This is a genomic window from Micromonospora sp. WMMA1976, from assembly GCF_027497335.1.
Classification (GTDB): Bacteria; Actinomycetota; Actinomycetes; order Mycobacteriales; family Micromonosporaceae; genus Micromonospora; species Micromonospora aurantiaca.
Genome location: NZ_CP114912.1, coordinates 4,880,613 through 4,893,560 on the forward strand (window position 1 = coordinate 4,880,613; position 12,948 = coordinate 4,893,560).

A 12,948-nucleotide genomic window follows, 5' to 3' on the forward strand; every position below is an offset into this window, starting at 1 on the left:
GGGCCGGGGGAACGGCGAGGCGGCGCGGCCTGCGTACGATGCGGGCCGGACATCCTCGTCGGGTGGTGGAGGTAGCCGCGGATGGCAGGCCAGCAGGACGGTTTCGCCCTCGGCGTGGACCTCGGCACCTCGAACACGGTGGCGGTGCTGCGCTGGCCGGACGGGCGGACCCGGCCGGTGCTCGTCGACGGCCATCCGATCCTGCCGTCCGGCGTCTACGCCGACGCGGACGGTCACCTGCACGTCGGGCGGGACGCGCAGCGCCTCGCCCAGGCCGACCCGGCCGGCTACGAGCCGAACCCGAAGCGCCGGGTCGACGAGGAGACGGTGGAGCTGGGCGGGCGCGCGTACCGGCCGGCGGAGCTGCTGGCCGCGACGCTGCGCGCGGTCGCGGACGCGGCGGTGGCGGCGGTCGGGCTGCTGCCCCCGGCGGTGGTCACCCACCCGGCGGCCTGGACGCCGGCCCGCCGTCAGGTGCTGCACGACGCGCTGGAACTCGCCGGCTGGCCGGCCGCGGCCGAGCACACGCTGGCCGGGCCGATCGCGCCCGGCACCCGCCTGCTGCGGGAGCCGGTGGCCGCGGCCCGCTACTTCACGCAGGTGCTGCGCCGGCCGGTGCCGGTGGGCGGTGCGGTGGCGGTGTTCGACTTCGGCGGCGGCACGCTCGACGTGGCGGTGCTGCGCAACGAGGGCGCCGACCCGTGGGGCGACTCCGGTTTCCAGCTGGTCGCCACCGGCGGGATCCCCGACCTCGGCGGCCTCGACCTGGACGCGGCCCTGCTCGGACGGCTCGGCGAGCTGGTCGGCCCGGCCCACCCGCGCGAGTGGGCCCGGCTGACCGACCCGACGACCACCGCCGAGCGGCGGGACCGCCAGCAGTTGTGGGACAACGTGCGCGGCGCGAAGGAGATGCTGTCCCGGGCGATGGTCGCGCCGGTGGCCGTACCGGGGGTGGAGGCGGCGGTGCCGCTGTCCCGGGAGGACTTCGAACGCCTGGCCGCGCCGCTGCTGGCCCGGGCGGTGACGGAGACCCGCGAGGTGACCGCCGCCGCCGGGCTGCGCCCGGAGCAGCTCTCCGGTCTGTTCCTGGTCGGCGGGTCGACCCGGGTGCCGCTGGTGGCCCGGCTGCTGCACGCCGAGCTGGGCATCGCGCCGACGGTGCTGGAGCAGCCGGAGATGCCGGTCGCCGAGGGCGCGCTCACCGACCTGCCGCTGCCCCGGCGCTCCGGCCGTCCGGCCGTGCCGGTCCAGGCCGCGCCGGCACCACCCACGCCGACGCAACCCGAATCGACACGGCCCGCGCCGGCCGCGGGCGAGACCGCCGCCACGGTCCCGGCCGGTGGGACCAGGACGAACCCGACCGCGCCGCTCGGCGGTCCGGACGCGGCGTCCGCCGGACCGCACGGCACGCTGGTCGCCGACGGCCCCGCCCCGCAGACCGCCGCCACGAGGTACGACGGCACGCCCGGCCCGGTTCCGCCACAGCCCACGAGGTACGACCACATGCCGGCCACCCACGGGCCGGTTCCGCCTCACCCCGCCGGCTACGGCGTACCCGGACCGTCCGCTCCCCCGCCCGGCGGCTGGCAGCCCGGCGTACCCGGGACGCCTTTCTCCCCCGCTCCGGGCGGTGTCCGGCCCGGCGGCGGCCGGCCCCGGCGCGGCCGGTGGATCGCGCTCGGCGCGGGTCTCGTGGTCGTCGCCGTGGCGGCGTCGGTGCTGCTCTGGGTGTTCCGGGACCGGCATCCGGCGCTGGACTTCCACACCGCGGAGCTGGTGAAGACGGTGGCCGCCGGTGACACGCGGCCGGACCAGATGTTCACCGCGACGCTCGGGGAACGTGCCTACCTGGCCCGTTCGCTGCCCGACGGGCACCTCCACGTGACAGCCGTCGAGGCGGCCACCGGCAGGACGGTCTGGGAGAAGCGGACCGACGCGACGACGCAGCGGTGGGCGGGGATCCGGGCGCTGCCCGACGGGCTGCTCGTCCTCGGCGACGCCACCGGAAGCGACACCCCCCGCGTGCTCGCGGTGCTCGACGAGGACTCCGGGGACCAGCGCTGGCGGACCGACGTCGGCCGCGACGACACCCTGTACCTCGGGCCGGACACGATCGTCCGGCTGGACCGCACCGGCGAACGCCTGGTCGGGCTGCGGCTGAGCGACGGCGGGCAGCGGTGGGAACGGCCCAACCCGCGCACCGAGTACGGCGACGCGCGCACGAAGGTGGTCCCGGTCGGCACCGGCGCGGCACTGGACGGGCCCGGCAACGCCGAGGGCTCGCCGCTCGCCCCGTGGGCGGGGCAGGCGGACCGGCTCGTCCAGGTCGGCGCGGACCGGTCGGTCCGGGTGCTGGACATGCGCAGCGGCAAGGTCCTCAAGGACCGGGGCAACGTCGCCGGGCTCGACGATCCGGTGGCCGCCCGCGACGACCGGCTGTACGTGGCGGAGAACGAGCGCGGCCTGCGGCTGCTCGCCTACGACCTGGGCGGTCTCGGCACGCCCAGCATGCTGTACGAGGCGCCGGAGCAGGGCGGCCGGGTGAAGGATCTCGTCACCTGCGGAGAACGTCGCGTGTGTCTGCTGGAGACGCCGGGCAGTGGCGCCGACGACACCCGGGTGGTGGCGGCGACCGAGGGCGAGGGCACCCGGCAGTGGCCGGCGCCACGCGCCGAGTCGCTGGTGCCGGTCGGTGAGCACGTGCTGGCCGGGCAGGACTCGCCGGACGCGGTGACGCTGTTCGCGCCGGACGGCACGCCGGTGCTGCGCGACCGGGACGGCGTCGCGGTCCGGCTCGACGCCGGCAACCTGCTGATCTTCTCCGAGGCGCCCAGCGCGTACGAGGACGACCGCGTCCTCGCCGGGACGGCGGTGGACGGCAAGCCGGTCGAGATGGGGCAGCTCAAGCAGATCCGCAGCGAGTCCTGCTCGTGGAACACGGAGATGCTGGTGTGCGGCGCGGAGAAGGAGTTCCGGTTGTACCGGTTCGCCGGCTGACCGGAACTGAGCTTGACAGTGATCGATGTCTCGGCTGGTGTGAACGGCAGAGAGATCGACGTTCGTCAGGAGGCCCCGTGTTCGTCCGACGACGGTGGACCGCACTCGCCACCACCAGCATCCTGATCGCCGCGGCGCTGGCCCATCCCGGGCCGGGCGCCGCCGCACCATCCGCCCCCACGATCACGCTCGCCCCCGCCGAGACCGCGCTGGTCCGCGTCCGACTGGCCGACCGGGCGCAGCTCGACCGCCTGGTCGCAGGCGGTGCCGACCTGGCCAACCGCCCCCGATCCCGCGACGGCGAGTGGATCGCCGACCTGGTCCTCACCGGACGGCAGCTCACCGACCTCACCCGGCAGGGGGCCACCGCAGTGCAGGTGGTGCAGCGCGCCGGCGACGGGGACCGGCACCTGGCCGAGAGCCGCCGCGCCGCACAGGAGCGCACCCGCGCCGGGCTGCGCGCGAGCGGCGCTGCCACCGCTGTCGACACGCTCCAGTTCCTCCAGGCGTACTGGTGGACCACCAGCGGCCGGACGTTCCTCCAGGCCCAGGTCGCCACCACCGCCACCGACGACCCGGACGTGGAGATCACCGTCACCTGGCGGACCGCCGACGGCGCCACCGGCTCTTTCCCGCTGTACCGCTTCGAGGACTCGGGCGAGTACCAGTACCACTACGCTCTGCCGCAGCCGGTGCCGAGCCGGCCGGTGCAGCTCACCGCCACCTCCACGCTGGGCGGCACGAGCCGGCCGGTGACGCCGTCGCTGTGGCCGAACGCGACCCCGCCGCCGCAGCCGGCCGGCTACCAGAAGGACTTCATCGACGCGTACCTGACGCCGGTGGACATCAAGGCGCGCATCGCCCGGCTCGGCCGCCAGTACCGCGACCTGGTCGACGTGATCGACCTGCCGAACAAGACCCAGGGCTACCGGCGGAACGCCGCCGCCTACCTGGGCGACCCGGCGGCCGCCGCCGTGGTGGTGGAGTCGGTCCGCTTCGGTGACCAGGGCATGAACGGCGTGCAGGTACGCACCGTCGACCCGGGCCGGCCGAACCGGCCGCTGAGCATGCGCTACCGGGACCGGGTGCTCACCGTCTCGCTGGCCACCGACCGCGCGGGCAAGGTCACGAGCACCACCGACGACGTCGCCGCCCTGATCAACGCGCCGCGCGGCGCCCGCTTCCGGGCCACTGTGGAGGACGGCTCCGCCGGGCTGCCGATGCCGGTGGCCGGACCGGTACGCCTCGACGACGGGTTGCAGGGCACCGAGGTGCCGGCCCGGCCGTGGACGGTGCAGGCGCTGCGCATCGGCAAGCACCGCGACGGCTCCCGCATCGGTGTGCTGGCGTACTCGCAGGAGCACGCCCGCGAGTGGGCCACCCCGCTCGTCACGCTGGAGTTCGCCGAGCGGCTGCTGGCGAACGCGCGTACCGACGCGGCGACCCGCAGGCTGCTGGAGCAGGTGGACGTGTTCGTCATCCCGACGGTGAACCCGGACGGCGCGAACTACTCCTTCAACGACTACAACTTCCAGCGCAAGAACCTGGTCAACCACTGCACCGGCGCCTCCCGCGACCCGAAGTACCGCACCATGTGGGGCGTCGACGTCAACCGCAACTACACCGTCGGCTCCCTGTTCGACGGGTACGTGGGCGCGAGCGCGAACTGCCTGTCCGGCAACTACGCGGGCACGGCGGAGCTGTCCGAGCCGGAGAGCCGCAACGTGATCGACCTGGCCAAGGCCCACCCGAACATCAAGTTCGCGATGAACGTGCACTCGTACGGCGGCTACTTCATGTGGCCGCCCGGGGCGTACAAGGCCGACGGGCGGGTGACGCTGCCGCGCCCGTCGATCGACGAGTCGACGCTGTTCCTGGGCAGCGCGCGGCGCATCGTCGGCGCGATCGCGGCCGAGCGCGGCACCGTCACCTGGCCGTCGCAGACCGGCCCGGTCGCCGACGTGCTGTACTCGGCGGCCGGCAACTCGGCCGACCAGCTCTACTACGAGCTGGGCATCTTCGCCTGGGACTTCGAGGTCGGGAACGACAGGTGGAACGAGGCCACCGGCCAGTGGGAGGGCGTCGGCTTCCAGCCGCCGTTCGACGAGGCGCACGCCGAGGCGCAGGAGTACGCCGGCGGCCTGGTGGAACTGGTCCGCGTCGCCCGCGACTACGCCGCCGACAACCCGGTCCGGCGCTGACCGCAGGCGGTCCCCGGCCGGACTCCACCGGCCGGGGACCGCGTCAGTGCGTCCGGGGCGGGTCCGCCCGGCCGGCTCAGTCGGTGGTACCGAGGTCGCGGAAGACGGTGAGCGCGCCCGGGTCGTCGATGGTCGCCGGGACCGGCTCGTCGCGCCCCTCCACCAGGCCCCGCATGGTGCGCCGCAGGATCTTCCCGGAGCGCGTCTTGGGCAGCGCCGGCACCACAGTCACCCGGCGGAACGCCGCCACCGGGCCGATCCGCTGCCGGACCAGCGCGACCAGCTCGGCGGCGAGCGCGTCCGGGTCCACGTCGGCGCCGGCCTTGAGCACCACGTACCCGCTGGGCACCTGCCCCTTGAGCGCGTCGGCCACGCCGATCACGGCGCACTCGGCCACCGCCGGGTGCGTCGCCAGGACCTCCTCCATCGCGCCGGTGGACAGGCGGTGCCCGGCCACGTTTATGACGTCGTCGGTGCGGCCCATCACGTACAGGTAGCCGTCCTCGTCGAACCTGCCGCCGTCGCCGGTCAGGTAGTGACCCGGGAACGTGGACAGGTAGGAGCGGACGAACCGCTCGTCGTCGCCCCAGAGCGTGGGCAGGCAGCCGGGCGGCAGCGGCAGCCGGATCACGATCGAGCCGTCCGTGCCGGGCGGCACGTCCCGGCCCGCGCCGTCGACCACGCGCACGTCGTAGCCGGGCACCGGCACCGACGGCGACCCCGGCTTGATCGGCAGCGGCTCCAGGCCGCGCGGGTTGGCCGCCACCGGCCAGCCGGTCTCCGTCTGCCACCAGTTGTCGACCACCGGTACGCCGAGCCGCTCCCCCGCCCAGGCCCAGGTGTCCGGGTCCAGGCGCTCACCGGCGAGGAAGAGGGTACGCAGCGCACTCAGGTCGTACTGCTCGATGTGGCTGCCGTCCGGGTCCTGCCGGCGGATCGCCCGGATCGCGGTGGGCGCGGTGAACAGGGCCGCCACCCGGTGCTCGGCGGCGACCCGCCAGAACGCGCCGGGGTCGGGGGTGCCGACCGGCTTGCCCTCGTAGAGCACCGTCGTCGCGCCGGTGAGCAGCGGCGCGTACACGATGTAGGAGTGGCCGACCACCCAGCCCACGTCGGAGGCGGCCCAGAAGACCTCGCCCGGCTCGATGCCGTAGACGTTGCGCATCGACCAGCGCAACGCCACCGCGTGCCCGCCGTTGTCCCGCACCACGCCCTTGGGCCGGCCGGTGGTGCCGGAGGTGTAGAGGACGTAGAGCGGGTCGGTGGCGGCCACCGGCTCGCACGGCGCCGGTTCCGCGTCCGCCATCACCTCGGCCCAGGTCAGGTCGCGGCCCGGCACCAGCGGGGCCGGTTCCTGCGGGCGCTGCACCACCACGCAGCGCTCCGGCACGTGCGCGGCCTCGTCCAGCGCGGCGGCCAGGATCGGGTGGTACGGCACCACCCGGTCGGCCTCGATGCCGCAGGAGGTGGCCACCACCACCTTCGGCCGCGCGTCGTCGATCCGGACGGCCAGCTCGTGCGCGGCGAAGCCGCCGAAGACCACCGAGTGCACCGCGCCGATCCGGGCGCAGGCCAGCATGGCGATCACCGCCTCCGGGACCATCGCCAGGTAGAGCAGTACCCGGTCGCCCCGGCCGACGCCGAGCCGGCGCAGCGCACCGGCGAACCGGGCCGTCTCGTCGAGCAGCTCGGCGTAGGTGAGCGTCCGGACCGTGCCGGTCACCGGGCTGTCGTGGATCAGCGCGGGCTGGTCACCACGGCCGGCGGCGACGTGCCGGTCCAGCGCGTTGTGGCAGGTGTTCAGCACCCCGTCGGGGAACCAGCGGTAAAGCGGCGCCGTCTCCTCGTCGAGGATGCGTTCCGGCGGGATGACCCAGTCGATGTCGGCCGCCGCGTCCCGCCAGAAGCCGGCCGGGTCGGCGATGCTCCGCTCGTACGCTGATCGATACGCGCCCATACCGCCATGCTGCGCCCCGGCGCCACGCCGGCACGACGGCCGGACGGGTCCGGTGCGCCGGAAGCACGTCCCGGCTCGCTGAACGGCCGGTCACGGCGGTGGGCGGTGACCGCTCAGCCCAACGGGCGACGGATGAAGCCCGCGGGGCGGGGTAAGGCAACACGGTCCTGGTGGAGAGACGACCGGTGTCGCGGCGTACCGCGGCCGGGCACGCGGGCGGGCGGCGCGAATGCCGCCCGCCCGCGCATCCCGGGGCCGACCCGGGCAAACCGAGTTTGATCGATGACGACCGTCGACTAGCGTGCGCAGGCGTGAAAACCAATCGGATCTTGCCGATCCTCCTGACCTGTGCCGTGCTGGGGCTCACCGCGTGCGGCGACGAGAAGCCCTCGACCACGGCCGGGCCGGCGGCCACCTCGGCCTCCGCCGCCCCCTCCTCGGCTGCCCCCTCGCCGTCGGCGGCCGCGATGAGCGACAAGGAACTCTGCACCGCCGCCGAGAAGATCAACAAGGACATGCGGGCGAAGCTCATGACCGCCGTGCAGTCGGGCGGCGACCTGACGAAGCAGACCGGCGCGATCCTGACCGAACTCGGTGACCGGGTGACAGAGCTCGCCGGGACCGCCGGCGACGGCAAGGCGGCCACCGCCCTGAAGGAGTTCGGCGCGGAGGCCGGCAAGGCGGGCTCGGCCGCCGACCCGGGCACCGCCGCCGACAACCCCGCCATGGAGAAGGCCAGCAAGGACATCAACGCCGCCTGCAAGACGGCCGGCGCGCCGACCACCTTCTGACGCCGGCACCCCGGGTCGTCCCGTCCGGCGCGTACCGGACGGACGACCCGCCGGCTCAGTTGCCGGTCACCCAGTTCCAGGCGGAGACCACCCACTCGGTCTGCTGGAGATACGCCACCCCGACGCCGGCCAGGAACAACGCGGTGACCAGGTGAGCACCCTTGGCGCTGCGGCGCACCCGGCCGAGCTGCCGTTCCAGGATCAGCCGGCCGAGCAGCCGGGCCAGCGCGAACAGGCCGACCGCGGTGAGCAGGCTGAGCACGAACGTGAGCAGCGGAGCGACCAGGTTGCCCCGGCCGGAGATCGCCCAGATTCCCCAGCACACGAACGCGAACAGCGCGCCGGCGGCGCTCAGCTCCCCGCCCTTGCGCGCCTGGGCGAGATGCCAGCTCATCGGCCGGCGCGGCGCCGGCTCGGCCGCCCAGTCGCCGTGCTCGACAGTGGGGAACTGCTCGGTGCGGGGCGTACGCGAGTCGCGCGGCCGGCCGACCGCCGCCACCCCGCGCTGGAACGCGTCCCGCTGCGGGGGCACCACCCCAGGCTGGGGCGGCACCTCCACGGTGCGCTCGGCCCACGGCTGTGTCTGGTCCGCCATCTTCCGTCCTCCCCCTCGACCGATTCCGGCCTCGGTTCCGAGGGTAGCCAGCCCGCAAATAGGGTGCCGACCCCCATCGCGGTGCGATACACACGTGCCGTGGCTGACGTGCTGGTATCCCGGGCCGAGGACTTCGACGACATCGCGGCGCTGCTGGCGCTGGCCTTCCACGGCGATCTCGACCCCGACGTGCAGGCGCTCGAACGCCCGATCTTCGAGCCGGACCGGTCGTTACTGGTCCGCGACGGCGGGACGGTCGTGGCAAACGCCGCCGCGTTCAGCCGCGAGCTCGCGGTACCCGGCGCGAACGTGCCGGCCGCGCACGTGACGATGGTCGCGGTCGCGCCGACGCACCGGCGGCGCGGCCTGCTCACCACGCTGATGCGGCGCCAGCTGCGGGACGTCCGCGACGCCGGCCGGGAACCGATCGCGGTGCTCTGGGCCAGCGAGGGCCGCATCTACCCCCGGTTCGGCTACGGGTCGGCGGCCCCGCGCTACGTCCTGTCCGTGGACACCACCGGCCTGCGGCTGCCCGCCCCGGCGCCCGCCGAGGGCAGGCTGCGTCTGGACCGTCCGGACGCGCACCGGGACGAGCTGGCCCGGCTGTACGAGCGGGTCCGCGCCGAGCGTCCCGGCTGGTCCCGGCGGGACGAGCGCTGGTGGTCGTACGTGCTGGCGGACCTCAAGGCGCACCGGGGTGGCGCCACCGAGCGCCGGGTGCTGCTGCACGAGGGCGCCGACGGCCTCGACGGGTACGCGCTGTACCGGACGAAGGACAGCTCGACGGCTGTCGGGCCGCAGGCCGAGGTGCAGGTCGGCGAGGTGGTGGCGGCGACGCCGGAGGCGTACACGGCGCTGTGGCGGCTGCTGCTCTCGGTCGACCTGACCCGCCGGCTGTCGTTCGGCATCGCGGCCCTGGACGAGCCGCTGCTGCGGCTGGTGGACGAGCCCCGCCAGCTCTCCCCGCATCTCGCCGACGCGCTCTGGGTGCGGGTGGTGGACGTGCCGGCCGCGCTGGCCGCCCGGCGCTACGCCACCGACGTGGACGTGGTGATCGAGGTCGCCGACGAGCTGCTGAAGGAGAACACCGGCCGCTGGCGGCTGGTCGGCGGCCCCGACGGGGCGGAGTGCACGCCCACCACCGCACCGGCCGGGCTGGCGTGTGACGTACGTGCCCTCGGTGAGCTGTACCTCGGCGGCGCGAACCCGTACGCGCTGGCCGCCGCCGGCCGCGTGAAGGAGCTGATCCCCGACACGCTGACCGCGCTGACGCCCGCCTTCACCTGGCACCGCGCCCCCTCCCCCATGGAGGTCTTCTGACCGCCCCGCCCGCCCCGCACCCCTCCCCGCCCACCCCCGCGCACCCCCGCCCACCCCAGCCCAGCCCGGCTGGCCCGGCTGGCCCGCGCGATCATGAAGTTAGCGGCGCTGATCGTCCGATTTGTTCCGGCTAACTTCATGATCGCGCGGGGGCGGGGGCGGGGGCCGGGGGCATGGGGCGCGCACGCCCGTCGCGGGACTCGTCGGCGCGCGCCTCGTCGACCTTGGAGTTGTGGCACCTCACATACCTCGCTGACCGGGCACTCCGGGCGCCACAACTCCAAGATCGACGGAGGCTGGCGGGATCGGGTGTGCCGGGAGCGGGTATGGGACGGCTGGGTCAGCGGGCCGCGCGGGGTGCTAGCGGCGCGCGGGTGGGCTCGGGGACGGTACGGTCGGGGGATGGGTGAGGCGGAGCGACGGCGACGACGGCTGCGGCATCACGGCGAGGCCGCCCCGCCGACGGAGACCGCCGGAACCGGTGCCGACGGCACGGGCACCGGCGGCACCACCGCCAGCACCGCCCCCGTACACGACGACGTGGTGCCCCGGTCCCCGCGCGGCGGCCGGCCGGGCGAGCCGGAGCCCCGCGGACGCCGCGCCGCGCCGCCCGCCGAGGAGGGCGAGCGCGGGCTGCGTGGGCTGGTCGGCTCCGGCTCGTCGCAGGTGAGCGTGACGGCCGCGCTGCGGGCACGCGACGCCGCCCGCCCCACCGAGGACGACCTCGCCGAGGCCGAACAGCGGGTGGTGCTCATCCGTCGCAACTGGGTGCCGCGCGAGGACCTGCCCCGCAACGGGCGCTGAGCCCGGAGGTGTCCGCTCAGGCGGGCAGCTCGGGCAGGCGGCGGCTCTGCTCGTAGGCGGCCACCTGCTCGATGCGCCGGCTGTGCCGGGGGTTGCCGGAGAACGGCGTGGTCAGGAACGCCTCGACCAGCGCTGTCGCCTCGTCCAGCGTGTGCTGCCGGGCGCCGATCGCCACGACGTTCGCGTCGTTGTGCTCACGGGCCAGCTGGGCGGTGTCCACGTTCCAGGCGAGCGCCGCCCGGACGCCCGCGACCTTGTTCGAGGCGATCTGCTCGCCGTTGCCGGAACCGCCGATCACCACGCCGAGGCTGCCCGGGTCACCGACCACCCGGTCACCGGTGTGCAGGCAGAACGCCGGGTAGTCGTCGTCCGGGTCGAACACGTGCGGTCCCACGTCCACCACCTCGTAGCCCTGCTTGGCCAGGTGGTTGGCGAGGTGCACCTTCAACTCGAAACCGGCGTGGTCGGATCCCAGGTAGACGCGCATACCGCGCAGTCTGACAGGCCCGCCTCCGGGCCGGCGAACCGGCGGCGACCCGGAGGCGGATTCGTCACACGGTCAGTGCGGCAGCTCGGCCACGACCAGGCCGGCCCGCGCCTTCGGGGTGAACCAGGTGCTCTTGCGCGGCATCTTCTCCCGAGCCAGGTTCACCGCGACGAAGTCGTCGACGGTCACCGGCGCGACGAGCACCGCCAGCTCTGCCCGGCCGGCGTCGACCTCACCGACGAGCCAGTTCGCCGGGTAGTCGCCGCCCACGTACGTGATCCGCTTGTCGCCCGGGTCGAGGCCCAGCGCGTCGCGCAGCAGCAGGCGCTCGACGAGCGCGTGGTCGAGGTTCTCCAGCCGGCCGGCGCCGACGTGCGGCAGCGTCACCGCGTACCCCCGGCCGCCGAGATAGAGGTGCACGACGCCTCCGGTCGCCGGCACGTCGGCCGGCCCGTTCACCGGGGTGATCTCCGCGCCCGCCGCGCGCAGCCGGTCGAGCAGCTCGTCCGGCGTGGTGGTCAGCTCGCTGACCAGCCGGTTGTAGGGCTGGATGGCGACCGACGCGGGCGTGGTGACCACCGCGAGGAAGCGCGGGAAACCGCCGGTCTGCGCGGCCAGGCTGCGGTGGTTGCCGTCCGCTACCACCAGCTCCCCGCCACCGGCCAGCGCGGTCAGCTCGTCCTGCACCGGGCCCGGACCGAGCAGCCAGATCGCGTGCGTCCGGCCGGACTGGTCGACGTCCGTCGCGGCGGGCGCACCGGCCGCGTCGGTCGCCGCCGCGAGCGCGGCGTGCAGCTCGTCGCCCCTACCGGTCTGGAGCAGGAGTACGGGCGAGAGCAGGTGACCGAGCGCCTCGGCCAGCGCGACGCGCTCGCGCACCTTGGCGATGAACACGTCCTCGTTGCGGATCACCAGTCCCGGCTCGTCGGCGCGGGTGGAGATCTGGTCGGTGTCGACCATGACCCACAGCCCGTACGCGCTCTCCTCGCCCGGCGCGCTGATCCGGTAGAGCACCACCACCTGCTCGGCCGGCGTGTAGCTGCCGTCCGCCTTCGCCTCGGCCAGGCGCGCCACCGCGTCCGGCAGCGCGTCGAGGAAGGACTTCCCGAGACTGCCGGGCGCCCGGTGGGGCATCTCGATGCCCAGGGCGCTGTGCGGATTCGCTTCGACGATGGAGGTGATCTCCGCGTCGTCGGCGAACTCGTCGTAGTTCTGCGCGCCGGTGCCGCCAGTGGTGATCCAGGCCCGGGTGATCGGGTGCACGACCGTCATGTCCGCTGACGCTACCCGGGCCCCGATCACCCCCGCCGCCGGACTCACCCGCTTACCACCAGGTGAAAGGAAGGCGGCTCAGGCGGTGGGGTTGCGGTGCCGGCCCGGGGCGGGGCGGCGCACCGGCGGGGCCGGGCGGGAGCCGGCGTTGAGGCGTACCGTCGTCGCACCTGCGGCGGCCGGGTGGGCGGCGGGGCCGGACCGCGACGGCGCGCGGGCGGGCCGGACGGTCTCGGCCGGCGGTGTCATCCGCGAGGTGGCCACCACCCGGGCCACGCCGACCACGATCGGCGGGGCCAGCAGGTCGGCCACCTCGGCCGGGCCCGCCGGCCAGTCGCTCTCGGTCACCGACCAGTACGTCGCACCGGAGTCCTCGGTCGCCTGCTGCGGCGCGTCGTCGGACATGTGGCGGTGCTTGGCCATGGGAACGCCTCCAGGAGCTGCCGTGTTGCGGCCCCGCGGGCCGTCGGCTGGGACACCCGGTGAAACGAGCCCCGCACCGGCCCGGTGACGGGCGGTGCGGG

10 protein-coding genes are annotated in these 12,948 nt (G+C 74.9%); 5 read left to right on the forward strand and 5 right to left on the reverse strand.

Annotation, left to right across the window (positions count from 1 at the left end; translation table 11 throughout):
- Nucleotides 1-81 precede the first annotated feature (81 nt).
- On the forward strand, nucleotides 82-2,997 hold the full coding sequence (locus tag O7546_RS22365; protein WP_194803414.1) for an Hsp70 family protein: 2,916 nt from the start codon (nucleotides 82-84) through the stop codon (nucleotides 2,995-2,997).
- A 77-nt stretch (nucleotides 2,998-3,074) separates the two neighbouring features.
- Nucleotides 3,075-5,198: a M14 family zinc carboxypeptidase gene (locus tag O7546_RS22370; protein WP_194803413.1), complete on the forward strand. Its 2,124-nt coding sequence runs from the start codon at nucleotides 3,075-3,077 to the stop codon at nucleotides 5,196-5,198.
- Nucleotides 5,199-5,274: 76 nt separating this feature from the next.
- On the opposite strand, the gene O7546_RS22375 is transcribed toward O7546_RS22370, so the two are convergent.
- Nucleotides 5,275-7,155: a propionyl-CoA synthetase gene (locus O7546_RS22375; RefSeq protein WP_269697498.1), complete on the reverse strand. Its 1,881-nt coding sequence runs from the start codon at nucleotides 7,153-7,155 to the stop codon at nucleotides 5,275-5,277.
- 185 nt (nucleotides 7,156-7,340) lie between these two features.
- Here O7546_RS22375 and O7546_RS22380 point away from each other — a divergent pair, with 185 nt between their 5' ends.
- On the forward strand, nucleotides 7,341-7,946 hold the full coding sequence (locus O7546_RS22380) for a hypothetical protein (RefSeq protein WP_269697499.1): 606 nt from the start codon (nucleotides 7,341-7,343) through the stop codon (nucleotides 7,944-7,946).
- A 55-nt stretch (nucleotides 7,947-8,001) separates the two neighbouring features.
- On the opposite strand, the gene O7546_RS22385 is transcribed toward O7546_RS22380, so the two are convergent.
- Entirely contained in the window at nucleotides 8,002-8,541 is a 540-nt protein-coding gene (locus O7546_RS22385; protein ID WP_194803411.1) for a hypothetical protein, read from the reverse strand.
- Between the two features lie 99 nt (nucleotides 8,542-8,640).
- Here O7546_RS22385 and O7546_RS22390 point away from each other — a divergent pair, with 99 nt between their 5' ends.
- Both O7546_RS22390 and O7546_RS22395 read left to right on the forward strand, forming a co-directional pair.
- Nucleotides 8,641-9,861, forward strand: coding sequence for a GNAT family N-acetyltransferase (locus O7546_RS22390; protein WP_269697500.1), 1,221 nt, complete (start codon nucleotides 8,641-8,643; stop codon nucleotides 9,859-9,861).
- Between the two features lie 402 nt (nucleotides 9,862-10,263).
- Nucleotides 10,264-10,665, forward strand: a complete 402-nt coding sequence (locus tag O7546_RS22395) for a hypothetical protein (RefSeq protein WP_194803409.1) — start codon at nucleotides 10,264-10,266, stop codon at nucleotides 10,663-10,665.
- A 16-nt stretch (nucleotides 10,666-10,681) separates the two neighbouring features.
- Here the strand turns inward: O7546_RS22395 and O7546_RS22400 are convergent, their stop codons facing one another.
- The 3 genes from O7546_RS22400 to O7546_RS22410 form a co-directional block, all read right to left on the reverse strand.
- The gene (locus O7546_RS22400) at nucleotides 10,682-11,152 is read right to left on the reverse strand and encodes a ribose-5-phosphate isomerase (protein ID WP_013288048.1); all 471 of its coding nucleotides are present in this window, start codon (nucleotides 11,150-11,152) and stop codon (nucleotides 10,682-10,684) included.
- Between the two features lie 72 nt (nucleotides 11,153-11,224).
- On the reverse strand, nucleotides 11,225-12,424 hold the full coding sequence (locus tag O7546_RS22405; protein WP_194803408.1) for a DUF1015 family protein: 1,200 nt from the start codon (nucleotides 12,422-12,424) through the stop codon (nucleotides 11,225-11,227).
- Nucleotides 12,425-12,502: 78 nt separating this feature from the next.
- Entirely contained in the window at nucleotides 12,503-12,847 is a 345-nt protein-coding gene (locus O7546_RS22410; RefSeq protein WP_194803407.1) for a hypothetical protein, read from the reverse strand.
- Between the last annotated feature and the right edge of the window lie 101 nt (nucleotides 12,848-12,948).